22 protein-coding genes, 2 pseudogenes and 1 riboswitch are annotated in these 24,210 nt (G+C 73.6%); of the genes and pseudogenes, 14 read left to right on the forward strand and 10 right to left on the reverse strand.

The window, feature by feature from the left end; all coding sequences use genetic code 11:
* A pseudogene (locus ACFYWG_RS32290) lies at positions 1 to 480 on the forward strand (2-oxoacid:ferredoxin oxidoreductase subunit beta); the annotation flags it as partial.
* Between the two features lie 48 nt (positions 481 to 528).
* On the opposite strand, the gene ACFYWG_RS32295 reads toward ACFYWG_RS32290, so the two are convergent.
* On the reverse strand, positions 529 to 915 hold the full coding sequence (locus tag ACFYWG_RS32295) for a winged helix-turn-helix transcriptional regulator (protein WP_389204398.1): 387 nt from the start codon (positions 913 to 915) through the stop codon (positions 529 to 531).
* A 90-nt stretch (positions 916 to 1,005) separates the two neighbouring features.
* Here ACFYWG_RS32295 and ACFYWG_RS32300 point away from each other — a divergent pair, with 90 nt between their 5' ends.
* Together ACFYWG_RS32300 and rarD are read left to right on the forward strand one after the other, a co-directional pair.
* Positions 1,006 to 1,860 (forward strand): SDR family oxidoreductase, encoded by an 855-nt coding sequence (locus ACFYWG_RS32300; protein WP_389204399.1) that lies wholly within the window; start codon positions 1,006 to 1,008, stop codon positions 1,858 to 1,860.
* A gap of 150 nt (positions 1,861 to 2,010) precedes the next feature.
* Positions 2,011 to 3,024 carry an EamA family transporter RarD gene (gene rarD / locus ACFYWG_RS32305; RefSeq protein ID WP_376330913.1) on the forward strand — a complete coding sequence of 338 codons (1,014 nt, stop codon included), beginning with the start codon at positions 2,011 to 2,013 and terminating at the stop codon, positions 3,022 to 3,024.
* An 80-nt stretch (positions 3,025 to 3,104) separates the two neighbouring features.
* On the opposite strand, the pseudogene ACFYWG_RS32310 reads toward rarD, so the two are convergent.
* A pseudogene (locus tag ACFYWG_RS32310) lies at positions 3,105 to 4,352 on the reverse strand (MFS transporter); the annotation flags it as partial.
* Between ACFYWG_RS32310 and ACFYWG_RS32315 the strand changes: the two are divergent.
* Positions 4,351 to 4,800 carry a winged helix-turn-helix transcriptional regulator gene (locus tag ACFYWG_RS32315; protein WP_389204400.1) on the forward strand — a complete coding sequence of 150 codons (450 nt, stop codon included), beginning with the start codon at positions 4,351 to 4,353 and terminating at the stop codon, positions 4,798 to 4,800. The pseudogene ACFYWG_RS32310 and the gene ACFYWG_RS32315 sit on opposite strands and share 2 nt — an antisense overlap.
* Positions 4,801 to 4,857: 57 nt before the next feature.
* On the opposite strand, the gene ACFYWG_RS32320 is transcribed toward ACFYWG_RS32315, so the two are convergent.
* Positions 4,858 to 5,481, reverse strand: coding sequence for a CGNR zinc finger domain-containing protein (locus ACFYWG_RS32320; RefSeq protein WP_385419473.1), 624 nt, complete (start codon positions 5,479 to 5,481; stop codon positions 4,858 to 4,860).
* 21 nt (positions 5,482 to 5,502) lie between these two features.
* Here ACFYWG_RS32320 and ACFYWG_RS32325 point away from each other — a divergent pair, with 21 nt between their 5' ends.
* Positions 5,503 to 5,982: a VOC family protein gene (locus ACFYWG_RS32325; RefSeq protein ID WP_376330918.1), complete on the forward strand. Its 480-nt coding sequence runs from the start codon at positions 5,503 to 5,505 to the stop codon at positions 5,980 to 5,982.
* 172 nt (positions 5,983 to 6,154) lie between these two features.
* Complete coding sequence (locus ACFYWG_RS32330) at positions 6,155 to 7,105, forward strand: M28 family metallopeptidase (protein ID WP_389204401.1); 951 nt, start codon at positions 6,155 to 6,157, stop codon at positions 7,103 to 7,105.
* A 24-nt stretch (positions 7,106 to 7,129) separates the two neighbouring features.
* Here the strand turns inward: ACFYWG_RS32330 and ACFYWG_RS32335 are convergent, their stop codons facing one another.
* Positions 7,130 to 8,512, reverse strand: a complete 1,383-nt coding sequence (locus tag ACFYWG_RS32335) for a tetratricopeptide repeat protein (RefSeq protein WP_389204402.1) — start codon at positions 8,510 to 8,512, stop codon at positions 7,130 to 7,132.
* A gap of 160 nt (positions 8,513 to 8,672) precedes the next feature.
* Between ACFYWG_RS32335 and ACFYWG_RS32340 the strand changes: the two genes are divergently transcribed.
* From ACFYWG_RS32340 to ACFYWG_RS32350, 3 genes are all read left to right on the forward strand, one after another.
* A complete protein-coding gene (locus ACFYWG_RS32340) occupies positions 8,673 to 9,173 on the forward strand; it encodes a DUF6668 family protein (protein ID WP_376330924.1) in 501 nt (166 codons plus the stop codon).
* Positions 9,170 to 10,378: an amidase gene (locus ACFYWG_RS32345; RefSeq protein WP_389204445.1), complete on the forward strand. Its 1,209-nt coding sequence runs from the start codon at positions 9,170 to 9,172 to the stop codon at positions 10,376 to 10,378. Before ACFYWG_RS32340 ends, ACFYWG_RS32345 begins: the two co-directional genes overlap by 4 nt.
* Positions 10,379 to 10,478: 100 nt before the next feature.
* Positions 10,479 to 11,060, forward strand: a complete 582-nt coding sequence (locus ACFYWG_RS32350; RefSeq protein WP_383504517.1) for a flavodoxin family protein — start codon at positions 10,479 to 10,481, stop codon at positions 11,058 to 11,060.
* Between the two features lie 303 nt (positions 11,061 to 11,363).
* Here the strand turns inward: ACFYWG_RS32350 and ACFYWG_RS32355 are convergent, their stop codons facing one another.
* The gene (locus ACFYWG_RS32355) at positions 11,364 to 12,593 is read right to left on the reverse strand and encodes an outer membrane lipoprotein carrier protein LolA (protein ID WP_389204403.1); all 1,230 of its coding nucleotides are present in this window, start codon (positions 12,591 to 12,593) and stop codon (positions 11,364 to 11,366) included.
* A 230-nt stretch (positions 12,594 to 12,823) separates the two neighbouring features.
* On the reverse strand, positions 12,824 to 13,834 hold the full coding sequence (locus ACFYWG_RS32360) for a polyprenyl synthetase family protein (protein WP_376330930.1): 1,011 nt from the start codon (positions 13,832 to 13,834) through the stop codon (positions 12,824 to 12,826).
* Positions 13,835 to 14,342: 508 nt separating this feature from the next.
* Positions 14,343 to 14,512: riboswitch (cyclic di-AMP (ydaO/yuaA leader) on the forward strand.
* A 3-nt stretch (positions 14,513 to 14,515) separates the two neighbouring features.
* Between ACFYWG_RS32360 and ACFYWG_RS32365 the strand changes: the two genes are divergently transcribed.
* Positions 14,516 to 15,319, forward strand: coding sequence for a transglycosylase SLT domain-containing protein (locus tag ACFYWG_RS32365; RefSeq protein ID WP_383504523.1), 804 nt, complete (start codon positions 14,516 to 14,518; stop codon positions 15,317 to 15,319).
* On the opposite strand, the gene ACFYWG_RS32370 is transcribed toward ACFYWG_RS32365, so the two are convergent.
* Positions 15,283 to 16,131, reverse strand: a complete 849-nt coding sequence (locus ACFYWG_RS32370; protein WP_383504526.1) for an HAD family hydrolase — start codon at positions 16,129 to 16,131, stop codon at positions 15,283 to 15,285. The two genes, ACFYWG_RS32365 and ACFYWG_RS32370, sit on opposite strands and share 37 nt — an antisense overlap.
* Before the next feature lie 186 nt (positions 16,132 to 16,317).
* On the opposite strand from ACFYWG_RS32370, the gene ACFYWG_RS32375 reads away from it, so the two are divergent.
* The 4 genes from ACFYWG_RS32375 (at position 16,318) to ACFYWG_RS32390 (ending at position 20,624) form a co-directional block, all read left to right on the forward strand.
* Positions 16,318 to 17,388, forward strand: coding sequence for a GNAT family N-acetyltransferase (locus tag ACFYWG_RS32375; protein WP_389204446.1), 1,071 nt, complete (start codon positions 16,318 to 16,320; stop codon positions 17,386 to 17,388).
* Positions 17,389 to 17,408: 20 nt separating this feature from the next.
* Positions 17,409 to 18,695, forward strand: a complete 1,287-nt coding sequence (locus tag ACFYWG_RS32380) for a glycosyltransferase (protein ID WP_389204404.1) — start codon at positions 17,409 to 17,411, stop codon at positions 18,693 to 18,695.
* 194 nt (positions 18,696 to 18,889) lie between these two features.
* A complete protein-coding gene (locus ACFYWG_RS32385) occupies positions 18,890 to 19,699 on the forward strand; it encodes a polysaccharide deacetylase family protein (RefSeq protein ID WP_389204447.1) in 810 nt (269 codons plus the stop codon).
* Positions 19,700 to 19,859: 160 nt separating this feature from the next.
* On the forward strand, positions 19,860 to 20,624 hold the full coding sequence (locus ACFYWG_RS32390) for a hypothetical protein (protein WP_385419496.1): 765 nt from the start codon (positions 19,860 to 19,862) through the stop codon (positions 20,622 to 20,624).
* Between the two features lie 48 nt (positions 20,625 to 20,672).
* Here ACFYWG_RS32390 and ACFYWG_RS32395 read toward each other — a convergent pair whose 3' ends face one another.
* From ACFYWG_RS32395 to ACFYWG_RS32405, 3 genes are read right to left on the reverse strand one after another with little or no spacing between them, the layout of a single operon-like run.
* Positions 20,673 to 21,818, reverse strand: a complete 1,146-nt coding sequence (locus tag ACFYWG_RS32395; protein WP_389204405.1) for a glycosyl hydrolase — start codon at positions 21,816 to 21,818, stop codon at positions 20,673 to 20,675.
* Positions 21,815 to 22,255 carry a hypothetical protein gene (locus ACFYWG_RS32400; protein ID WP_389204406.1) on the reverse strand — a complete coding sequence of 147 codons (441 nt, stop codon included), beginning with the start codon at positions 22,253 to 22,255 and terminating at the stop codon, positions 21,815 to 21,817. The genes ACFYWG_RS32395 and ACFYWG_RS32400 overlap by 4 nt, the downstream gene beginning before the upstream one ends.
* Complete coding sequence (locus ACFYWG_RS32405; RefSeq protein ID WP_389204448.1) at positions 22,252 to 24,063, reverse strand: glycosyltransferase; 1,812 nt, start codon at positions 24,061 to 24,063, stop codon at positions 22,252 to 22,254. The genes ACFYWG_RS32400 and ACFYWG_RS32405 overlap by 4 nt, the downstream gene beginning before the upstream one ends.
* Positions 24,064 to 24,210: the final 147 nt, after the last annotated feature.

Below are 24,210 nucleotides of genomic sequence, written 5' to 3' on the forward strand. Positions count from 1 at the left end.
ACCGAGGTGCTGCGCCAGGCCGCCGCCCACCAGGGCACCGCCCTGATCGAGATCTACCAGAACTGCAACATCTTCAACGACGGCGCCTTCGAGGTCCTGAAGGACAAGCAACAGGCCGAGGAAGCGGTGATCCGCCTGGAGCACGGCAAGCCGATCCGCTTCGGCACCGACGGCTCCAAGGGCGTCGTGCGGGACCAGCTCACCGGGGACCTGCGGGTGGTGGCGGTGACGCCCGGCAACGAGAGCCAGATCCTGGTCCACGACGCGCACGCGCCCTCCCCGACCACGGCGTTCGCGCTGTCCCGGCTGGCCGACCCCGACACCCTGCACCACACCCCGATCGGCGTGTTCCGCTCGGTCGACCGGCCCGTCTACGACACGCAGATGGCCGACCAGCTCGAGAAGGCCGTCGAACAGCACGGCAAGGGCGACCTGGCCGCCCTGCTGGCCGGCGGCGACACCTGGACGGTCGTCGGCTGACCATACAGGAGCACTGACCGCACAGGAGCACCGCGAGGCCCGGGACCGCTACAGAGCGGCCCGGGCCTCGTCGTAGGTGCGGCGGGCCTGCTCCACGTCGTCCATGCGCCGGTGCGTCCACCGGGCGAGGGCGCGGACCTGCTCGGCGGCCTCGCGGCCGAGGTGGGTGAGGGAGTAGTCGACGCGCGGGGGGATGACCGGCCGGGCGTCGCGGTGGACCAGCCCGTCGCGCTCCAGGGTCTGCAGGGTCTGGGTGAGCATCTTCTCGCTGACCGCACGGCCCCCGGTGGCGCCGACGGCGCGGCGCAGTTCACTGAACCGGTGCGAGCGCTCCAGGAGCTCGATCAGCACGAGCACGCCCCAGCGGCTGGTGACGTGCTCCAGGACGAGCCGGTGCGGGCAGAGGGCCTCGTTCCCCCGGTCACTTACTGGCATGCCCGTACCTTACTTCAAAGTGGGTACTTTCCCACGGTTAGCGCCACTCCTATGGTTAGTGCCATCGCACCCCACAAGGAGAGTCATCCCATGAGCATCGTCGTCACCGGAGCCACCGGACACCTCGGCCGCCACGTCGTGGAGCAGCTGCTGGAGAAGGTCCCCGCCGGGCGGATCACCGCCGTCGTGCGCACCCCGGAGAAGGCCGCCGGCCTGGCGGAGCGCGGCGTGCGGATCGCCACGGCCGACTACAACGACCCGGCGTCCTTCGGCGGCCTGTTCGCGGCCGGCGACAAGGTGCTGCTGGTGTCGGGCAACGAGTTCGACAAGGGCCGGGTGCAGCAGCACACGGTCGTCATCGAGGCGGCCGAGGCGGCCGGTGTGGCGCTGCTCGCCTACACCAGCGCCCCCAGCGGCCTGACCGCCGCGCTCGCCGACGACCACCGGGGCACCGAGAAGGTCCTGGTCGAGTCGGGCGTGCCCTACACGCTGCTGCGCAACGGCTGGTACCACGAGAACTACACCGAGAACCTCGCCCCGGTGCTGGCGCACGACGCGGTCGTCGCCGCCGCCGGTGACGGCAGGGTCTCCTCCGCCTCCCGGGCCGACTACGCCGCCGCCGCCGTCGCCGTGCTGACCGGCGAGGGGCACGAGAACACGGCGTACGAGCTGGGCGGCGACACCGCGTGGAGCTTCGCCGAGTACGCGGCCGAGCTGAGCCGGCAGACCGGGAAGGACATCGCCTACGACGCCGTCTCCCCCGAGACCCTGGTCGCCGTCCTGACCGGCGCGGGCGTGCCCGAGCCCTTCGCGCGGATCCTCGCGGGCGTCGACGTCTCCATCGAGAAGGGCGAGCTGGTCGTCCCCGGCGGGGACCTGTCCCGGCTGATCGGCCGCCCGACCACTCCGCTCTCCGAGGCCGTCGCCGCGGCCCTCAGGGGCTGACTCCGGAACCCCGTCGCCGTCCTCGCGGACCCGCCACCGCCGCACCCCCGGGACTGTCATGACCGTATGGCGATACGGGCATGACAGCCGGGGGTACCCGGCGTTACCGTCGTCCACGCGGACACACGGCAAGGCGCGAAGGAGGGGCCCGTGACCGGCAAGCCGAGGGGTGAGCGGCACATAGGACTGCTGAACGGCTTCGCGGCCTACGGGATGTGGGGCCTGGTGCCCCTGTTCTGGCCCCTGCTGAAGCCCGCCGGCGCGGTGGAGATCCTCGCCCACCGGATGGTGTGGTCGCTGGTCTTCGTCGGGGCCGCGCTGCTCGTGCTGCGCCGCTGGGCCTGGGCGGGCGAACTGCTGCGGCAGCCGCGCAAGCTCGGGCTGGTCACGGTCGCCGCCGCCGTCATCACGGTCAACTGGGGCCTGTACATCTGGTCCGTGAACTCCGGCCACGTCGTGGAGGCCTCACTCGGGTACTTCATCAACCCGCTGGTCACCATCGCGATCGGCGTGCTGCTGCTGAAGGAGCGGTTGCGGCCCGTGCAGTGGGCGGCCGTCGCGACCGGCTGCGCCGCGGTGGTCGTGCTGACCGTCGGCTACGGCCGGCCCCCGTGGATCTCGCTGGCGCTGGCCTTCTCCTTCGCCACGTACGGCCTGGTGAAGAAGAAGGTGAACCTCGGCGGCGTGGAGTCGCTCGCCGCCGAGACCGCGATCCAGTTCCTGCCCGCGCTCGCCTTCCTGATGTGGCTGGGCGCACAGGGCGAGTCCACCTTCGCCGCCGAGGGCGCGGGGCACGCGGCGCTGCTCGCCTCGGCCGGCATCGTCACCGCGCTCCCGCTGGTCTGCTTCGGCGCCGCCGCCATCCGCATCCCGCTGTCCACCATCGGGCTCCTGCAGTACATGACGCCGGTCTTCCAGTTCCTGCTCGGGATCCTCTACTTCCACGAGGAGATGCCGCCGGAGCGCTGGGCCGGGTTCACGCTGGTGTGGCTGGCGCTCGCGCTGCTCACCTGGGACGCGTTGCGCACCGCCCGCCGCGCCTCGCGGGCGCTCACCAGGGAGATCAGCGCGCCCAGCGCCACCAGGACGACCGGCACGGACAGCGCCGCGCGGAAGGCCGAGAGCGTCTCCTCGGGGCCGGACCCGGTGGAGGCCAGGCCGTAGACGGCCGTCACCGCGGAGATGCCGACGGCGGAGCCGAACTGCGTCGCCGTGGTGAGCAGCCCGCCCGCCAGGCCCTGCTCCGACTCGCCCACCCCGTCCGTCGCGGCGATGGTCAGCGGACCGTAGGCCAGGGCGAAGGCGAGGCCCGACAGGAAGAGCGTCGGGAACATCATGGCGTAGGACCAGTCCATGCCGACCGGCAGGAACAGCGCGTAGGCGGCCACCGCCAGGGCGAACCCGCCGACGATCACCCGGGCGTTGCCGAAGCGGGCGACCAGCCGCGGGGTGAGGGTCGGGGCGAGGACGGCGTCGATGCCCATGACCAGCAGAGCGAGGGCGGTCTCCATGGACGACCAGCCGCGCAGCTCCTGCAGGTAGAGCGTGACGACGAACTGGAAGCCGAAGAACGCGCCGAGGAACAGCAGCGCTCCCAGGTCGGCCCGCACGACCGGGCCCTGGCGCAGGATGCCCAGGCGGACCAGCGGATCGGGGCAGCGGCGTTCGACCACGACGAAGGCGGCGGCCAGGAGCAGCGCCGCGAGGCCCGTGGCGAGGGTGAGCGGCCACTGGTGCAGTCCGTGCTCCAGGCGCACGACGGTGTAGGCGGCGAGCAGCATGGCGCCCGCGGCGGTGGCCGCGCCGGGCAGGTCGAAGGGGCGCCGGCGGGAGGGCGGAGCGTCGCGCCGGGGAATCAGGCGGACGGCCGCGGCGAGCAGGGCCGCGGCCAGCAGCACGGGTGCGAAGAACACCCAGCGCCAGCCCAGCTCGGTGAGCAGTCCGCCGATCACCAGGCCGAGGGAGAACCCGGCCGCGCCGGTCCCGGCGAAGATCAGCAGGGCCTTGTTGCGCTTGGGTCCCTCCGCGTAGGAGGTGGTGATCAGGGAGAGCGCGGCCGGGGTCATGAAGGCGGCGGCGACGCCCGTGACGAACCGGGCGACGATCAGCATCCAGCCCTCGGTCGCGAAGCCGCCGAGCCCCGAGAAGGCGAGGAAGACGGTCAGCCACAGCAGGAACATCCGCCGCCGGCCGAGCAGGTCGGCGGCCCGGCCGCCGAGCAGGGTGAAGCCGGCGTAGCCGAGGACGTAGGCGCTCATCACCCAGGCCGCGGTGCCGGTGGTCAGGCCGAGGTCGGAGCGGACGGCGGGTACCGCCACCGCCATCATCGCGACGTCGATGCCTTCGAGGAAGATCGTTCCGCACAGGACGAGCAGCAGCGCCCAGGCCCGCGTGCCCATGAATCCACACTCCTCCGCTGGAGACCGGTTACGCAAGCGAGGGTCGGTTCCCTCTTGTAACCAGGACCACCCTGCGGCAGCATCGGCAGACATGGAAGAAGGCACTTCGAAGTCACCGAGTAACTGCGCGAGCACCGTGGACTACGGCGACGCGGACCCCTTCCAGTGGGACACCCGGGAGGACTGCCAGGTCCGGCAGATCCTCGACCGGATCGCCGACAAGTGGTCGCTGCTCGTCATCGCGCTGCTGGAGAACCGGCGGCTGCGCTTCACGGAGCTGCGCCGGGAGATCGACGGGGTCAGCCAGCGCATGCTCACCGTCACGCTGCGGTCGCTGGAGCGGGACGGCCTGGTGGAGCGCACGGTCCACCCGGTGGTGCCGCCGCGCGTCGAGTACGAGCTGACCTCGCTCGGCAGGACGCTGCACAGCACCATCCAGTCCCTGGTGACCTGGACGGAACAGCACCAGGACGAGATCGCCGCGGCCCGCACCGCCTACGACGCCCGCGCCGCCGGGGACACCGCGCCCACGGCGTCGTAGGCGCAGCGGGGGCCAGGACGGCGGCCTGCGGCGCACGCCCCGGGGGAGGTGCCGCGACTACGGCGTCGCGGGCGCGCGGCGGGCGCGGTGCGCCCGGACCTTGTGGCGGTTGCCGCAGTGCTCCATCGCGCACCAGCGGCGGCGGCCCGGGCGGGAGGTGTCGACGAAGAGCAGACGGCAGTCGTGGGCGCCGCACTCGCGCACACGGCCGGCGTGCGGCCCCGTGAACAGGGCGACGGCGTCCCGCGCGACGGTCGACAGCAGACCGGTACCGGTGGCGCCGGGAGCCCAGGCGTGCCGGCCGTCCGGTGTCATGCGGGCGACGAGCGGGGGCGCGGCCGCCGCCGCGTTGACGGCGTCCACGTGGGTGCCGCGCGGCGGGCGGCCGTGCGCGCGGTCGGCGGTGAACAGGAACAGCGCGTCGCGCAGGGCGCGGGCGCGCCGGAGCTCCTCGGCGGAGACGGTGAGATCCAGCCCGTCGGGCAGCCGGCTGCGCGCGGCCCAGGCGATCAGGTCGGCGGGCTCGTGCAGCACCTCCCAGCGGGCGAAGGCACCGGGGCCGCCGGTGGTGAGCAGTTCCAGGCACAGGGCGCCGGGATCGAAGCGGAAGGGCTTGCCCTGAGCCGTGACCAGGGTCAGGCCGTGGGACGGTTCCGGCGATTCGGCAGCGCGTTCGCTCACCTCACCAGTATAAGTGGTTACATGACGCAGACTCCGGAAACCCCGGCCCCGACCCCCGTCCATTTCAAGGTCGTCATCGACGCCGGGAACCCGCAGGCGCAGGCCGACTTCTGGGCCGCCGCCCTGCACTACGAGATCGAGGACAACAGCGCCCTCATCGAGAAGCTGCTCGGATTCGGCGCCCTGCCCGAGGAGGCCACGGTCTCCTTCCACGGCCGCCGGGCCTTCCGGGACCTGGTCGCCGTGCGCCACCCCGGGGACCCGGTGGAGGAGGAGAGCGGTACCGGGCTGGGGCGGCGGCTGCTGTTCCAGCGGGTACCGGAGGCCAAGACGGTCAAGAACCGCCTCCACCTCGACCTGCACCCGGGCCGGGGGCGGCGCGAGGAGGAGGTCGCGCGGCTGGAGGAGCTGGGGGCGAGCGTGCTGCGGCGGGTGAAGGAGCAGGGCGGCGAGTGGGTCCTGATGGCGGACCCGGAGGGGAACGAGTTCTGCGTGCAGTGACTCCCAACTCCTCCCCTTTCTTGACCGGTTGACGAGACCGTCATCTCCAACTCGGTGGCCGATTCGCAGCCTTGACGGAAAGTCAGTACCAGCTTCACCATCTGGGCACCCCATTCACTCCGGGCTGCCCGTGGACACCCCACGGCTTCCCGACGGAATCCGGAGTCCCCACATGAAGCTCTCCGTTTCCGCGCGCACCGTCGCCGCGGGCGGCATGGCGACCGCCATGCTCCTGACCGGCGGTGCCGTGGCCGGCGCCGCGTCCTCCGCTCCCTCCGGAGCGGCGGCCGCGCCCGACATACCGGTGGCGAACGTCAAGACGCACCTGTCCCAGCTGCAGTCCATAGCCACCGCCAACGGCGGCAACCGCGCGCACGGCCGGACCGGCTACAAGGCCTCCCTGGACTACATCAAGGCCAAGCTGGACGCGGCCGGGTACACCACCTCCGTCCAGCAGTTCACCGCCTCCGGCCGCACCGGCTACAACCTCGTCGCCGACTGGCCCGGCGGTGACACGAATCAGGTCGTGATGGCCGGCTCGCACCTCGACAGCGTCTCCTCCGGTCCCGGCATCAACGACAACGGCTCGGGCTCGGCCGCCGTGCTGGAGACCGCGCTCGCCGTGTCCCGGGCCCAGTACAAGCCCACCAAGCACCTGCGGTTCGCCTGGTGGGGCGCCGAGGAACTCGGCCTCGTCGGCTCCCGCTACTACGTCAACCGGCTCACCAGCGGCGACCGTTCACGGATCAGCGCCTACCTGAACTTCGACATGATCGGCTCCCCGAACCCGGGCTACTTCGTCTACGACGACGACCCGGCGATCGAGAAGACCTTCAAGGACTACTTCACCGGCATCGGCGTCCCCACCGAGATCGAGACCGAGGGCGACGGCCGCTCCGACCACGCGCCCTTCAAGAGCGCGGGCGTGCCGGTGGGCGGGCTGTTCACCGGGGCGAGCCGGACGATGACCTCGGCGCAGGCGGCCAAGTGGGGCGGCACGGCGGGCCGGGCCTTCGACCGCTGCTACCACTCCTCCTGCGACACCACCGCCAACATCAACGACACCGCCCTGAACCGCAACAGCGACGCCCTCGCGTACGCGGTGTGGGAGCTGTCCGAGTAGCGGTCCCGGCCCGGCCCCGTCCGCCTAGGCGCCGCCGGCGCGTGCGGTGAGGCGGCCCATGCGGGCGCGGGCGGACTCCAGTTCCTCGATCTCCTCCGCGGCCGCACCGCCCTCGGCGGCGAGTTCGGTCCACAGGGCGATCAGCTCGTGCCCCAGCTCCAGCCCGGTCGCCGCGTCGCGCACCGCCCGCCAGGCGGTCGCGGCGCTGCGCACGTTGCCGTAGGCACCCTCCGCGTCACCGGTGCGGCGACGGGCGCCGGCCAGGTCCAGCGACATCCGGAAGGCCCGGAGCGGATCGCCCGCCAAGTAGGAGATGTACGCGCCGAGTTCGCGCAGCCGGAGCACCTCGGGGTGCTCCGGCCCGAGCGTGCCGGACGCCCGGGTGACGGTCTGCTCGGCCAGTTCGGCGGCCGCGTCGAGCCGGCCCTCCTTCACCGCCTCGTTGATCCGCACGACCGGCTCCGCGAGCAGCGCGGGGGCGGTCGGGTCGCCCGGGGCGGTGAGGGGCTCGTCCCCGAGCACGGCCTCCGCGACGGCGTCGAAGCCGCGCGGCGGGGTGGGCTTGGGGTCGGGGTCGGCCGCGAGCAGGGCGGCCTCGGGCACCGGGGCGGGCCGCCGTGCCGGGGCGTCCTCCGGCCCGGGCAGCGGCCTGACCTCCATGGCCGGGGGCGGGCCGAAGGAGCCGGTCGGGGGTGCGACGGTGCCGGGGGGCGCCGGCGGGACCGGGGGCGCGTCGTCCCGGACGGCGCGCAGTGCGAAGGTCGGGACGGGCTCACCGGCGGGCTGCGGCTCGGGCACCGCCCGCAGCGGGAACGTCGGGGCGGCGCCCCGCTCCGGCGCGGGACGCAGGACGTGTGTGGCGCTGTCCTCCCGCCCGGGCCGCGGCGGCTCGGACGCACCGGGAGCAGGCCGCTGCGGCTCGCGCACCGCGGGATCGGACTGCCGCGGCTCGGGGGCGCCGGGAACACCGGGAACGCCCGGAGCAGGATGCTGCCGCTGCACGGCGGCTCCGAGGACCGGACCCTGCCGCTCGGGAGCGCCGGGAGGAGGCGCCTGCGGTCCGGGCGCCTTGGGGACCGGTTCGGAGGTGAAGTGACTGGAGCCGTCCGGGTCGACCCGCAGCGGGACGACGTAGCCGATGCGCTCGTCGTCCACCGTGGCCAGCACGGGGTGCCCGGTCGCCAGGGCGATGTGGTGCAGGCGGGCGAGGACGGCCCGCTGGATCTCCTCGCCGGGGGCCGCGAAGACCGGGACCCCGCCGACCGACGCGCCGTCGGACGCCCCGCCCGGACCCGCCGGGGAGTCCGTGCCCGCCCGGGGGACGTGGACCTCGATCGGCGCCGCCGGGGTCGCCGCGCGCACGGCCTGCTTGTGTTCCCGCTTCTTCTCGCGGCTGAGTCGAGACATCGTCCCCTCACTCGGCGTCGTACACCTACTGTCGAGTGTGTCCGCTCGCCCACGCTTCTCACGTCACCGCGGTGTCACAGGCTCGTCCCAAGGACAACGCCCGCCGGAGGGGATCGTTCCGCGGGGGGCGGGCACCGAACACACGAGGGAGGAGCGGGGCATGCAGACAGGGCGGCAGGGGCCGGAGATCTGGTTGCGCGGCCCGGTGGCCGCGCCCGGTCCGGGAGCGCCGGGGCACGCGCTCGACCGTGCCGCGCCACGGGCCTTCTCGTGGGTCGGCACGCACGGCGGCGCGGGGGTCTCCACCCTCGCCGCGGTCTACGGCGGGCACGACAGCGGCCGCTCCTGGCCCGGTGCGGGCGCCCCGCGCTCGGTGCTGCTGGTCGCCCGGACGCACGCGACCGGTCTGGCCGCGGTCGCCGCGGCCGTGGAGACCTTCCGGCGCGGTCAGGCGCCGCCCGGGCTCGACCTCGACGCAGTCGTCCTCGTGGCCGACGCCCCGGGGCGGCTGCCGCGCCCGCTCGCCCAGCGCGTCAGGTTCCTGGAGTCGGTGATCGACGTGTACCGCGTGCCGTGGGTGACGTCCTGGCGGCTGGGCGAGCCGGCCGGGCCGCCCCGTGAGACGGAGGCCCTGGCCCGCCTGACCGGAGCGGCACGCTGACGGCGCCGCCCCCGTCCGCCACGCTCGTCGCGGCGGCCGTACGCTCCCGGCGCCTGCGCGCGGCCGACGTCACCGCGGCCGCCCTGCACCGGATCGACCGGGCGGAGCCGGACCTGTGCGCGTTCCTGGAGGTCTGGCCCGCGGAGGCACGGCGCCGGGCGGCGGAGGTGGACGCGCTCCTGGACGAGGGCCTCCCGCAAGCCTCCGGCCGCCCCGGCCGCGGCCCGAACGACGAGCCCCTCCTCCTCGCCGGGGTGCCCGTCGCCGTGAAGGGCCGGTACGGCCTGAGGTCCGCGGGGGCGCTGGTGGAAGCCGGGTGCGTGGTCGTGGGGGCCACCTCCGTGCCGGGGCCGGGGACGGCGTGGCAGACCTGGGGGCTCGGGGCCCGGGGGCGGACGGTGAACCCGTGGCGGGCCGACCGGACCCCCGGAGGCTCCTCGGCCGGGGCCGCCGTGGCGGTCGCGGCCGGACTCGTACCGCTGGCGACCGGCGCCGACGGGGCCGGATCGGTGCGGATCCCGGCGGCGTGGTGCGGGGTCCTCGGACTGAAGGCGACGAACGGACGGCTGCCCACCGCCGACCGTACGGGGCTCGCCGCCCCCGGCGTGCTCGCCCGCTCGGCGTCGGACGCCGCCCTGTGGTGGCGGGTGGTCTCGGGGGAACCGCCACCGCCCGCGACCGCCCTGCCCGTCCCCGCCGTCTGGTCCCCCGACCTGGGGTTCGCCGCGCCCGACCCCGGGCCGGTCGCCCTGGCCCGGGCGGCCGTGGAGCGGCTCGTGGCCGCGGGTGTCGTCCGGCTCGTCCGGCCGCGTGTGCCGGTGGAGCTCGCCGATCCCGGGCCGGCGTGGCTCGCGCTGCGGGCGGCCGGGGCCGGGCGGCCGGCGGAGGGTGCGGGAGCCGGGCTCGACGAGGCCCACCGGGTGCGGGCGCTGAACGACCGGCGGCTGGCCGGGCTGTTCGGGGACGCCGAGCTGTTGCTCACCCCCACCGCGCCCACGGCGCCGCACGGCCACGACGGCCCCGGGGACCGCTACTCCACCTCCCTCACCTGGGCGTTCAACCTCAGCGGGCATCCGGCGCTGAGCCTGCCCGCCGGGTTCGGCGGGGACGGCTGCCCGGCCGGGCTGCAGCTGGTCGCACCGCACGGACGGGAAGCGCTGCTGCTGGCCGTGGCCCGGGAGGCGGAGACCCGGACCCCGCGCTGAACACCACCCCTGGCGGATTTACTTGCGCGCGCATATGATGCAGGCGCGTGTAGATGCATGCGCCTGCATTTGACCTACGCCCATCCATCAGGGGGACGCCATGACCCGCCGCTTCCTTTTCGTCCTGGGCAGTGCCCGCTCCGACGGCAACTCCGAGCTCCTGGCCCGCCGGGCCGCCGAGCAGCTGCCCGCGGACGCCGAGCAGCAGTGGCTCGACCTCGGCACCCACCCCCTGCCGGACTTCGAGGACCTGCGGCACGACAGCGACCACGTCCGCCCGACCGAGGGCAACGTGGCCCTGCTGCTCGACGCCACGCTCGCGGCGACCGACATCGTGATCGTGTCGCCCCTCTACTGGTACTCGGTCTCCGCGCAGACCAAGCGCTACCTGGACCACTGGTCGGGCTGGCTGCGCACGCCCGGCCTGGACTTCAAGCAGACCCTGGCCGGACGGACGCTGTGGGGCGTGACCGCCCTCGCGCACGAGGAGCAGGTCGTCGCCGACCCGCTGATCGGGACGCTGCACAACTCGGCCGCGTACATGGGCATGCGGTTCGGCGGGGTGCTGCTCGGCAACGGCAGCAAGCCCGGTGACGTGCTGGCCGACAGCGAGGCGCTGGCCCGGGCCAAGACGTTCTTCGCCCAGGAGGCCCCGTTCGCGCGGTTCCTGTACGAGGAGTGAGCGCCCGGCAGGAGCAGCGACGCCCCGACCGCCAGGGCCGGGACGGCCAGGCCGGCTGGAGCGACCCCGGCCGCATGCGGACGGCGGTGGCCGTGCCGGAGCCGTAGGGACCGGGAAGCCGAAGGCGCCGCCCGCCGGGGCCGCCGGGTCCGGACGGCCGGCGGGGAGCCGGCCGCCGCGGGAGCGCTTCGTGAGCGCGCGGGTGGCGACGACCGGCTCCGCGGCGGACGCTCCGCCCTCCGCCTCATCGTCCCTTGACGGCCCCGGCCGCGCGCTGCCGGTTCCCCCGGCGCGCGAGGGGAGTCACTTGCCGGCGTCGGCCGCCTTCACCAGCGCGTCCTTGGTGACCGCACCGACGTAGACCTGGCCGTCGTCGGTGACGAGGGCGTTGATCAGGCGGGTGGAGAAGACCGTGCCCGAGCCGAACTCGCCGGTGACCTTGTCGCCGAGCGAGTCGACGAACCCGCCGAGGTCGCCCCCGCCGCCGGAGGGAACGCCCTCGCCGCCGGTGTCGAAGGTCGCGATCGCGTTCCAGCCCTCGCCGATGGTCTTCATGCCGTCGCCGTCCCGGCCGAGGTCCTTCCCGGACTTCGGGGCGTGCTTCTCGAGGTCCTTCTCGAAGTCCTTGCCGAAGCCCTTGCCGAAGTCCTTGCCGGCATCCTTCTCCTCGGTGACCTTCGCGCCCTCGGGCGGGGTGAAGTCGAAGGTGGAGGCGGCCGGCCGGGAGAAGTCGACCTTGGTGAAGCCGGCGTCGACGACGGCCGAGCCGCCGCTCGCGGGAACCAGGGTGAACTTCAGCGGCATCCCGGTCTCGGCGTCCACCGCCACGGTGACGGCACCGACCGTCGAACCGGACTGCTTCGGCTTGACGACCAGCTTGTAGGCGTCGCGGTCGGCGACCCGCGCGGTGCCGTCCACCGTGACGGAGGTGGTGCCGTCGACGGCCTTCAGCACCTCCTCGGCGAAGTCCTTCGGCGTGGCGGGCGGCTGCTCCTTCCCGGCCTTCGGGCTCTGCGCACCGGTGCCGTGGTAGACCTCGCCGGACTTGCTGTCGTAGGCCCAGACGTCCTTGCCGTTGTGGATGACGCTGTACTCGGCCGCGTCCTCCAGCAGGGAGAGCTTCTGCCGGTCCGGGCCGTCGGCGGCGACGCGCAACGTGTGCGTGCCGGAGGCGAGTCGGGTGAGCTTGGCGGTCGGGTCGGCGGAGGAGCCGTCGCCGCCGCTCGCGGCTCCGGACAGCAGGCCGGACTCCAGGCCGCCGAGGTCCGGCAGACCCAGGTCGGTGGTGATCTTCACCGTGCCGGACAGCTGCTCGACGTCCGACTCGGCGATCTTCTCGATGAGCTGCTGGGCGGTGATCTCCGGGAGGTCGGGGTCGCCGGAGTCGGCGAGTGCGGGGACCAGGCCGATCGTCGCAGCCGCCACCCCGATCACCGTGACCGGGACGACGTACCGAGCGGCCCTGCGCCGCCGGGAGCCCTGCTCGTCGGCCTCCCCGCCGGTCGTGCTGTCGTCGGATGCGTACGGTGCCATGTGTGCCTTACCTCCGTCGTCGGCGGCGGCTGTCCGTGTCGTGCACGCACTCGTCCCTGAGCCGCCATTCTCACCCGAACAGGTGAGGGTGGTGTCTTCCGTGCTTTCCATCTGACCAAAAAGGCCGACCGGATACGTCAGACCGCGGGCTCAACTCCGCGTACTGCTGGGGTATGACACACGGGGGTTGCTCCTCCCCCGACCCGTAGGGGTCGAGGGAGTCACGGCGGCTAGCCGGCGCGGTGCACCACGGCGTCGCACAGCTCCAGCAGCGCCGTCTTCGCGGCGCAGTCGGGCAGCGGCGCCAGCGCCGAGCGGGCGTCCCGGGCGTAGCGGACGGTGTCCTGGCGGGCCTGCTCCAGCGCCGGGTGGGCGCGCAGGCGCCGCAGCGCCTCGGCGTGCCGGGCGTCGTCGGTGAGGTCGGAGTCGAGCAGTTCGCACAGGGCGACGTCCTCGGCGAGGCCGAGCCGGGCGGCCCGCTCGCGCAGCCGGAGCACCGGCAGGGTGGGGATGCCCTCGCGCAGGTCGGTGCCGGGGGTCTTGCCGGACTCGTGGGAGTCGGAGGCGATGTCCAGGACGTCGTCCGCGAGCTGGAAGGCGACACCGAGCCGCTCGCCGTACTGGGTCAGGACGTGCACGACCCCCTCGTCGGCGCCGGACATCATCGCGCCGAACCGGCACGAGACGGCGACGAGCGAGCCGGTCTTGCCGCCCAGCACGTCGAGGTAGTGCTCGACGGGATCGCGGCCGTCCTGCGGTCCGGCGGTCTCCAGGATCTGGCCGGTCACCAGCCGTTCGAACGCCTCGGCCTGCACCCGCACGGCCTCCGGGCCGAGGTCGGCCAGGATGTGCGAGGCGCGGGCGAAGAGGAAGTCGCCGGTGAGGACCGCGACGGAGTTGCCCCAGCGGGTGTTCGCGCTCGCGACGCCGCGGCGCACGGCGGCCTCGTCCATCACGTCGTCGTGGTACAGCGTGGCGAGGTGGGTCAGCTCCACGACGACGGCCGAGGGCACGATCCCCGGCGCGTACCGGTCGCCGAACTGGGCGGCGAGCATCACGAGCAGCGGCCTGAACCGCTTGCCGCCGGCGCGCACCAAGTGCTGGGCGGCCTCCGTGATGAAGGGCACCTCGCTCTTGGTGGCCTCGAGCAAGCCTTCCTCGACAGCCGTCAGTCCGGCCTGGACATCGGCTTCCAGAGCCTGGTCCCGCACGCTCAGCCCGAACGGCCCGACGTCGGTCACGAGGGGTCTCCTGTCTGCTGGTGTCTGCCGGTGCTTACGCGGATTGTCGATAGGTCGCTGCCCTCACTCGAGTCAGCGTATCCGGTCACGTTTCGATCACCGCCAGCGCCCATGGTTACAGGCCGGGTGGTATCCGATCACGACCGCAATGTTTTCGATCAGGTCATATGAGCAGACATTTATCGCCTTACCCGGAGGTAGTGACCTATGCCTGATTTGCCCTTATGAGTAAGCGAATCGCCGTTTGCGGAATTTGCTCCACCAGGCGTGATCAGTGAGTTGAATCACGCCCACCCTTTCACGGCCCGTGGCAGACCGCCGCTCCTACGCCCTTTCCCGGCACGCGAGTTGAGCCTTGGCCAATGCAAAGGATCAAGCTGCCCCATACCGGTCGACCAAGGTCAACAAGCGTCATATGTGACTCCGGTGCTTGTTCCCGACATGTGCTCTCGCATACGTTCCCGCCCTGTCCGGCGGACGCCGAATCCTGCCACCGCCCGGACACCCATCAACCGACTCACTCACGCAGGGCAGGAGCGGGGGACCCAGGTACGTCGCCGGTCCGCACCGCGGAACGGCTCGGGGTGAAGCCGCGCACGGCACACGGTGCCGCACGCGGCCGGGCACCTCCCGGCCCGAACCCGACAGCTCACCTCGCAGGCGCCGGAGAGGAACATCGCCATGCCCGGACGAGGCAAGCACCGTCGCGCCCGCATGAACCCGATCACCCGTGGTGTCGTCGCAGCCGGCACCGGCGGGGCGGCCCTGACCCTGCCGCTCCTCGGCGCGGCCCACGCCGTCGCCGCCGAGCCGCAGAGCGCGCCCGCCGCGCACGTCCTGCCGCAGGCCGCCCAGCCCGCGAAGTCGCTGACGTACACCGTCGCCAAGGGCGACACGCTCTACCGCATCGCCGACACCCACGACGTCTCCGGCGGCTGGAAGCAGCTGTACAAGGACAACCGCGCGGCCGTCGGCGACAACCCGAAGCTGATCCACCCGGGTCTGAAGCTGAAGGTGAAGGGCGCCGAGGCCACCACCCCCGGGAAGAAGGCGGCCCCGTCGTCGGCGCCCGCCGAGAAGCCCGCCGTGAAGCCGGCCGCCGCGCCCGCGGTGAAGCCCGCCGGCGGTGTCGCCCAGGCCACCCAGGCCTCCGCGAAGACCTACGCGGACAACCTGGACGGCTGGATCCGCGAGGCGCTGGACATCATGGCGCAGAAGGGGATCCCGGGCACCTACGACGGCATCCACCGCAACATCATGCGCGAGTCCTCCGGCAACCCCCTGGCGATCAACAACTGGGACTCGAACGCGGCCAAGGGCACCCCGTCCAAGGGGCTGCTCCAGGTCATCGACCCGACCTTCGCCGCCTACCACGTGGACGGAACCCCCTTCGACCCGTACGACCCGGTCGCCAACATCACGGCGGCCTGCAACTACGCGGCCGACCGCTACGGCTCGATCGACAACGTCAACGGCCCGTACTGAGCCGCCCCGCCCAGCAGTCGCTCGAGGACGACGGCGATGCCGTCGTCCTCGTTCGACAGGGTCACCTCGTCGGCCACCGCCTTCAGCTCGGGGTGGGCGTTGGCCATCGCCACCCCGCGCGCGGCCCAGTCGAACATCGGGATGTCGTTGGGCATGTCACCGAAGGCCAGGGTGTCCTCGGGCCGCAGCCCCAGGTGCTCCGCCGCCAGCGCCAGGCCCGTCGCCTTGGTCACCCCGCACGGCTGCAGCTCCACCGTGCCCGGCCCGGACATCGTGACCGTCGCCAGTGAGCCGACCACCGAACGGGCCGTCGCCGCCAGTTCGTCGTCCGACAGGTAGGGGTGGCGCAGCAGCACCTTGCTGATCGGCGCGCACCACAGGTCGTCGCGCCGCTCGACGCGGACCGCGGGCAGGGTCGGGTGCGGCATGAGGTAGCCCGGCTCGATGAGCGTCAGGCCGTCCACACCGTCCTGGTCGACCGCCGCGTACACCTGGCCCACCTCGGCCTCGATCTTGCCCAGGGCGGTCTCCGCCAGCTCCCGGTCCAGCGTGATGGACCACAGCAGCCGGTCCGCGCCGGCGTCGTACACCTGCGCGCCCTGTCCGCACACCGCGAGCCCCGTGCAGCGCAGGTCGTCCAGGAGGGGCCGCACTCTGGGCGCCGGGCGGCCCGTCACCACGAGGTGCTGGGCGCCGGCGTCCGCCACCCGCGCGAGCACGGCAAGAGACCGGTCGGACAGGGTGTCGTCGCCGCGCAGCAGCGTCCCGTCCAGATCGGTGGCGATGAGTGAATAAGCGAGGGGTGCGGCCATGATCAGAGAATACGGACAGTGCACCCCTTCGTTTCATCGTGCTGCGGACACCGATTGCCCGGTTGAAGGCCTCTGCACCGGTTGGCAACAACATGCTCCGTTACCTACCCGAGGGACCGTCCCGGGCGGTACCTTCCATGTGTCCAGGGGGGACTTGATCGGGGGGTCGGGTTGAGCAGTGGACGCATACGTGTGGCCGGGCCCGGGGAGCTCGGCGAAGAGGAGCGGGAGCACTGGCGTGCGCTGCGCGCCGCCTCCCACGCTCCGCGCAACCCCTTCATGGAACCGGAGTTCACCGAGGCCGTCGGCCTGGTGAGGCCGCGGGCCCGCGTGGCCGTGGTCCACGACGGGGCGCAGCCGGCCGGCTTCCTGCCGTACGAGCGCGGCCCGTTGGGGCAGGGCCGGGCCATCGGGCTCGGCGTCTCCGACGCCCAGGGCGCGATCCTGCGTCCCGGCCTGGCCCTGGAAACGGGCGAACTGCTGCGGGCCTGCTCGCTGTCGAGCTTCGCCTTCGACAACCTGGAGGCGGAGCAGCGGCTGTTCGTCGGGCACGCGGCCGAGGAGCACGCCACGTTCGTCGTCGACGTGGAGAAGGGCTACGAGACCTACGAGTCGGTGCTGCGCGGCCGGTCGCCGAAGTTCCTCAAGACGACCCTGGCCAAGGAGCGCCGGCTGGGACGGCAGGTGGGCGCGCTGCGCTTCGTCTTCGACGAGCGCGACCCGGCCGCGCTGCGCACGCTCATGGAGTGGAAGTCGGCGCAGTACCGCAGGACGGGGCGCCGGGACCGGTTCGCGCAGGAGTGGATCACCCGGCTCGTGGGGCGGCTGGCCCGGACGCGGGCGGCGCAGTGCAGCGGCACACTGTCCGTGCTGTACGCGGGTGAGCGGCCCGTCGCCGCCCACTTCGGACTGCGCTCCGCCTCGGTCCTGGCCTGCTGGTTCCCGGCCTACGACCCGGAGTTCGCGAAGTTCTCGCCGGGTCTGGTGCTGCATCTGCGCATGGCCGAGGCGGCGGCCGCCGAGGGCATCGCCACGCTCGACCTGGGGCGGGGGGCCGCCGAGTACAAGGACGCGCTGAAGACGGGCGAACTGCCCGTGTACGAAGGCGCGGTGCTGCGGCCGGGGGCGGGCGCGGTACTGCACTGGCTGCGCCGCGAGCCGGTACGCCGCGCGCACAGCTTCGTCCGCGCCCGGCCGCCGCTGGCGGCCCTGGCGGCGCGGACCCTGAAGGGCGCGGCCCGGCTGCGCCGTACCTGACACCAGTGGAGGGAGGGCGCATGGCCCGTACGGCACGTGCGCGGCAGGAGATACGGCGGTTCCTGGCCATCGGGGCGGTACAGGTCGCCGAACTGGACCTCGACGGCGAGGAGGCGGTGCTCGTCCCCGGCCCGGGCAGTCCCCCGGTCACGGCCGGGGAGGTGTTCGTGCTGGTGCGCAGAAGGGGCCGGCCGGTGGGCACGCTGCTCGCCCACGTGCCGCGGGGCGCCGACCCGAAGGCCGTGCTGGCGGCCCGGGCGGCGATGGAGTGCCCCGCGGTTCCCGTCACGGAAGGGGGGCGGTCCGGCAAGCCGCCGTTCGCCAGTGTCGTCGTGGCCACGCGGGAACGGGCCGGGCAGCTGGCCCGCGCGCTGGACTCCCTGCTGGCGCAGGACCATCCGCGCTTCGAGATCGTCGTCGTGGACAACGCGCCCGTGACGGACGAGACGCGGGAGCTGGTGGAGCGGAAGTACGCCGAGCGTGTGCGGTACGTCTGCGAGCCCGTTCCGGGGCTCGCAGCCGCGCACAACGCGGGGCTGGCCGCCGTGGCCGGCGAGGTGGTGGCCTTCACCGACGACGACGTGGTCGCCGACCCGCGCTGGCTGCGCGAGCTGACCGCGCCGTTCGCCGCGGACGCCCGGCTGGGCTGCGCCACCGGCCTGATCCTGCCCGCACGGCTCACCACCCCGGCCCAGGTCCTGCTGGAGAGCCACGGCGGCTTCGCGAAGGGCTTCACCCCGAGGACGTACGACCCGGCGAGGCCCCCGGGCGACGAGCCGCTGTTCCCGTTCACGGCGGGGCGGTTCGGCTCCGGCGCCAGCATGGCGTTCCGGACGCGGGTGCTGCGCGAGGTGGGCGGTTTCGATCCGGCCACCGGCGCGGGGACGGCCGCCCGGGGCGGTGACGACCTGTACTGCTTCGTCCGGGTGCTGGCCGAGGGCCACCGGCTGCACTACACGCCGTACGCCCTGGTCTGGCACCACCACCGGGAGACCTGGCGGGACCTGGAGACGCAGGCCTACGGCTACGGGGCGGGGCTCACCGCCTACCTCACGGCGGTGCTGGTGAACCGGCCCGGGCTGCTGCCGGCGTTCCTCGCGCGGCTGCCGCGCGGCCTCGCCCACGCCCGTGCGCTGACCGCCGTACGGGAGGCCCCGGGCGGCGGAACGCCGGGCGACCACGACGTACGGACCCACCCCTGGCCGCGGCGGCTGTCCCGGCTGCAGCGCAGGGGCATGCTGTACGGCCCGGTCGGCTACCTCAGGGCGCGGCGGGCGCTGCGCGTGGCGGCGCGGGGGGCGAGATGAGGCCGGACGGCCAGGACCGGGCGGGTCGTCGGACCCGGCAGGGGCGCGCGGCGCGCGGACGGCGCGACATGGGCGGCTCCACGGTCGCGGGTGACACGGGTGGCTCCACGGTCGCGGGTGACATGAGTGGCACCGCGGTCGCGGGCGGTGCGGAGGGTGCCGGTGTCGTGGGCGACACGGGCGGTGCCGCCGTCATGAGGGACGCGGGCCGTGCCGGTGTCGTCCCCGTTTTCCTCTACCACTGCGTCAGCGACGATCCGCCGGACTGGATCGCCGAGTTCACAGTGACGCCGAAGCAGTTCGCCGCGCACCTGGACGCCGTGGTCCGCAGCGGGCGCACCCCCGTCACCATCAGCGCGCTCGCCGATCACCTGGCGGGGCGGGCACCGCTGCCGCCGCGGCCGGTGCTGCTCACCTTCGACGACGGGTTCGCCGACCTGCCCGGCCCCACCGCCGAGGCACTGGCCCGGCGGGGGCTGCCCGCCACCGCGTATCTGACCACCGGCGCCGTCACCCCGGGCGGCCGCAGTCTGCTGCCGCCCGCCCCGATGATGACCCTGGACCGGGCCGCGGAGCTGGAACGTTCCGGCATGGAGATCGGCAGCCACACCGTCACCCACGCCCAGCTCGACACGCTGTCCCAGCGGGACCTGGCGTACGAACTGCGCACGTCCAAGGCGGTGCTGGAGGACGCCCTCGGGCACGAGGTGCGCCATCTGGCCTATCCGCACGGCTACAACAGCCCGCGGGTGCGGGCCATGTCGGCCCGGGCGGGCTACGAGACGGCGACCGCCGTCCGGCACGCGCTCAGCTCCGAGCGCGACGAGACCCACCGCATCGCGCGGCTCATCGTCCGGCGGTCCCACACCCTCGCGCAGGTGGAGGGCTGGCTGGCGGGGAGGGGCGCCCGGATCGCCCCGTACCGGGACGGGCCGAGGACGATCGCCTGGCGCTGGTACCGGCGGGGCCGCGCGTTGGTCAACGGCCCCGAGTTCGCGGGCTGACCGGGTGGGGCCGGGCCTCCCGGGCCCACCCGCACCGAGGCCTGCCGTTCGATGCCCCATCGTGATGCGCGGGCGTACAACCCCGCGTCGATGCCGGCCGTCTGTAAGGCGCCCGAGGGATGAGCCCTCGGTGCCTGTGCGTACGGAGAATGGGGATCAGGTGGGGAAGCAGGTCTGGAGGGTCGCCGTGGCCGGTGCCGCGGCGGCGGTGTTCACGGCCGTGGCGGCGGTGCCGGCCGCGGCGGCCGAGGGTGGGGCCTCGTTCACCCGTGTCCAGGTGAACGGCGGCAAGCCGATCGTGATCGGGGTGTCGAAGGAGGTCGCGGCGCCGGCCTCCTTCCGGATGTCGACCACGCGCGAGTGGAAGTGGCCGGCGGTCTTCCTGTACCGGAGCGGCGGGGACGACCGGCTGTGGCACGCCATCGAGACGAGCGACTGCCACAGGGTGAGCTCGGGCGTCTGCGACTTCGACGAGACGATGTACTTCGACCCGAGCGTGTGGGACATGCGCAACAGCGAGGCCGGGGCCTGGAAGGTCGGCGCCGAGGTGTACTTCCAGGGCGGCGGCGGTGACGTCGACGACGAGGGTCTGACGGTCCACGTCAAGCGCAACTCCCGCCTGAGCGTCAACGCCTCGCCCGAACCGGTGGCCGAGGGCGGGACCCTCACCGTGACCGGAAAGGTCACCCGGGCCGACTGGGAGACCAGGAGGTACGCCTCCTACGGAGGCCGCCTGGTGAGCCTGCAGTTCAAGCCGGCCGGCGCCGCCTCCTACACCACGGTCAAGAAGGTGTACGCCAACGGCTCGGGTGATCTCCGCACGACCGTGAAGGCCTCCACGACGGGTACGTGGCGCTGGGCGTACTACGGCAACACCACCACCGGGCCGTCGACGTCGTCCGGGGACAGCGTCGTGGTCCAGTGAGGTCCGCGGCCCCTGCCGGCAGGCCGGCAGGGGCCGGGTCCGCACCGCTCAGTCGAGCGGCTGGTCGAGGTACGGGTCCGAGACCGCCGTGCGCAGGCTGTCCCAGGCCGCGTCGTTCGCCAGGGCCAGGTCGCAGTGGGGCCCGGGGTCGCGGTAATTCCATTGCAGGGCCGCCTTGACGCCGTCCAGTCGCTTCAGCACGGCGGGGACCCGGGCGTACCACTCGGCCTGCCGGTCCGGGCGGTCCGGGTCGGCGGCGGTGCCGAACTCGGAGAGCATCAGCGGCTTGCCGCCGGAGACGTGCTCGCGGATCCAGGCGTGCGTGGCCTCCTGGGTGCGGGCGAAGGTGCGCCAGCCGGTGTCGTGGCAGCGGTAGTAGTTGTACTGGTTGTAGCCGACCCAGTCGACGTAGTCGTCGCCCGGGTACATGGCCTTCATCGTGTCGGCGTGGTCGAGGTAGCCGGTGGTGATCCACGTCCACACCACGTTGCCGACGCCCAGCTCCCCGAACCGGTCGTGGATGTGCCGCCAGGCCCGCACGAACTCAGCGGGCGTGCCGTTGGCCGGGGTGCGGGTGTCCATCTCCAGGTCGAAGGAGAGGAAGACCTTCTTGCCGTAGTCCTTGATGCGCCGGGCCTGGACGTCGATGACCTTCTCGTCCAGTTCCCCGGCGGCGATCTGCCGCCACGTCGGCTGCTGCTGCTTCGTGCCGCCCCACCATTTGCTCTCCCAGGACAGCAGCAGCATGCGGTCCTCGCCGACGCGCCGCTCCTCCGGGGTGAGCAGCTGCCCTTCACGGCGGGTGCCGGCGGGCAGCGACATGTCGTGGTACGTGTACACGATGTCGAGCTTGCGGCCCACGCGCTGCTCGTAGGCGCGGACCTTTTCCGGCAGGTCGTCCCGCTCGTGCGGCACGAACGCGCCGAACCAGGCCCCGCAGGGCGGCTCCAGCAGGGCCGTGGGGCGGCAGCCGGCCCGCGAGCCGGCCGCACCCGGTTCCGGCCCGGAGGCGTTGCGCAGCGCCAGGACGGCGACCAGGACGGCGCTGACGACCGTCGCGGACGTGACCAGCAGCCGGCGGCGTTTCGAGGCGAACGGCCCGCCGGGGCGCCGCTCCTCGGAGGGCTCCCGGCGGGGCGGTCCGGCCGCGGCCGGACCGCGGCGGAGGAAGGGGCGGGGACGGTCGAACCTCACTGAGCGGAACCCTCCGGTGTCGTCGGCGTCGTCGGCGCCCGCGGGGAGGCGCGCAGCGGCGGGCAGAGCGCGGCGAGCGTGGTCAGCAGCGTCAGCGTCAGCAGGACCCGCTGCGCGCTGAAGGTGTGCGTGGCGATCAGGACGGTCGCGACGAGCATGACGGCCGCGATGCTGACGAACAGGGCCAGCATCAGCCGCTCCAGCAGGTCGGAGCGGCGGGCGAAGTCCGCCTCGCGGCGCTCGGCCGGGCCTTCCGCGGGCCGGGCCGCCAGGGCGGGCGCGCACACCCGGATCAGGGCGGCGCCCGGTCCGGCCGCCAGGAAGAGCACGACCGCGGCGCCGCGCAGCGGTGACCCGCCGGGCAGCGCCAGCGCGGCGAGGGCGAGCCAGCCGCCGAAGGGGGGCACCATCCGGACCACGAGTTCCTGCGGTGTCATCGCTCCGCTCCCCCTGACTTGTTCAGTTCGTAGAGCCACCCGGCGCTGTTCTCCGCCACCAGCTCGAACCGCGGCGAGGCCGCGACGGAGGCGCGGATGCGGTCCAGCTGCGCCTTGGTGAGCTGCCCGTTCATCTCGGAGTTGGCGTACTGGCCCTGGGTGAGCAGCAGGTAGGCGCGGGCCGGCCGCTCCACGCCTGCCATGTCGGTGGCGAGGGTCGCGGCCGGCCGGGCGACGATCTCGTCGACGTGGCTGCGCGCGTCGTCGAGGAACCAGTAGTGGTCGACGCTCCCGTAGGAGTCGTGGGCCAGCGGGTAGTTGCGGTTGGCGGCGACGACGAGGGAGCCGTCGGGCGCCCGGTCGAACAGCTGCCGCACGAGGGACACCTCCTGCGGCGGGAAGTAGTTGATCCGGTCCTTGCCCGAGTAGGCGGGGACGAACGCCAGGGTCCCGACCAGGAGCGCGCCCAGGGGCACCCAGGTGGCGCTCCCCCACCGGCCGGTCGCCGGGAGGGTGCTCCGGGCGCTGCCGGTCTCCTGCGCGGGGTCCGCGGCCGGGGCGCCCGCCCGGGGCAGGATCGCGGCGGCGGCGAAGAAGGCCGCGCCGGGGAGCATGAACAGCAGGACCCTGAAGATCATCTCGCTGCCGTAGCTGCTCGCCGCGACCATGGGCAGCGGGGCCGCCGCGATCAGCAGCAGCGGCCGCGCCCGGTGGCGCAGCACCCGCCGGCGCAGCACGCCGGCCGCGGCGAGCAGCAGCACCGAGCCGGACAGCAGCCGGGCGGCCCAGGAGGTGGCGACGGCACCGGTGCCGGTCGGGGTGGCGCCGTAGCCGGTCTCGACGTTGGCGCCGACGTCCCCGACCGAGCGGATCATGTCGGGCATGGCGGCGGACAGGAACGGCAGCGCCGCCGTGAGGCACCAGGCCAGGAAGATCACGACGGTGGTGGCCACGGGCACCCAGTCGCGGTGGCCGCGGCTGAGGCACAGCGCGAGCAGGCAGACGACGAGCATGCCCGGGGTGAGCTGGTGGGAGATGACGATCGCGGTGACCAGCAGCGTGACGAGCACCGTCCACACCGCGGGCCGCGGCCCGGCGCCGCCCGCCGCGGACCGGCCGAAGCGGCGCAGCACCACGGCGAGCACGCCCAGGTGCAGCGCGTACGCCACCGACTGGGGCGAGAAGTAGTCCTGCCCGACCCAGTTGGCGACGTAGAAGAGCCAGACGGCGGTCCAGATCAGCCGCCGGTCCTCGGTGAAGGTGCGGTAGATCAGCAGCAGTGGGAGCAGCAGCATCAGGCTGGAGACCAGGGGCCACCAGGCCATGAACATCGTGGACGACTCCACGCCCAGCAGCCGCACCAGGGCGGCCTGGGCGGCGAAGAAGCCCGGCCACTGGTCGTAGACGGCCATGTCGCCGACCTGGTCGGCCGTCTGGAGGCCGCCCGCCGTCAGCAGGTGGTCGATGACCGCGTCGTGCTTCCACGCCCAGGCGTACAGCGGCGTCGGGTAGAGCACTGCCTGGGTGGCCCGCTCCATCACCAGCAGCCCCAGCACGTACGCCGCTCCCCAGGCTCCCGGGCGTCGCGGATCGCGGACCGTGCGGAAGAACCCGGCGGTGAGGACCGCGAGTCCCGCCCAGAACGCCGGGTGCAGCGCGCTGACCAGCCCGTAGTCGTCCAGTCGCGACACGTCGGTGTGCCGCACGGCGTAGACCCAGAGCGCGAGCGCCACGAGCAGGGGGAGGCCCGGTCCGGTGAGCGCGCCGCGCCCCGGCAGGACGGGGGGCAGGTCCGACAGGTCCGTCACCGGCTCGCGCACGGCGCCCGGCGCCTCCGGGGAGGCGGGGCCGACCGGCTGCCCGGCGGTCCCCGGACCGGGGTCCGGGGTGCCGGGGGTGTCCGCGCCGTCCCGTGCGGCTGCGGGTTCCGGCGTGGATCTCTCCCTCGGAGTGGC

It is taken from the genome of Streptomyces sp. NPDC003456 (assembly GCF_042878735.1).
In the GTDB taxonomy this organism is placed as follows: Bacteria; Actinomycetota; Actinomycetes; order Streptomycetales; family Streptomycetaceae; genus Streptomyces.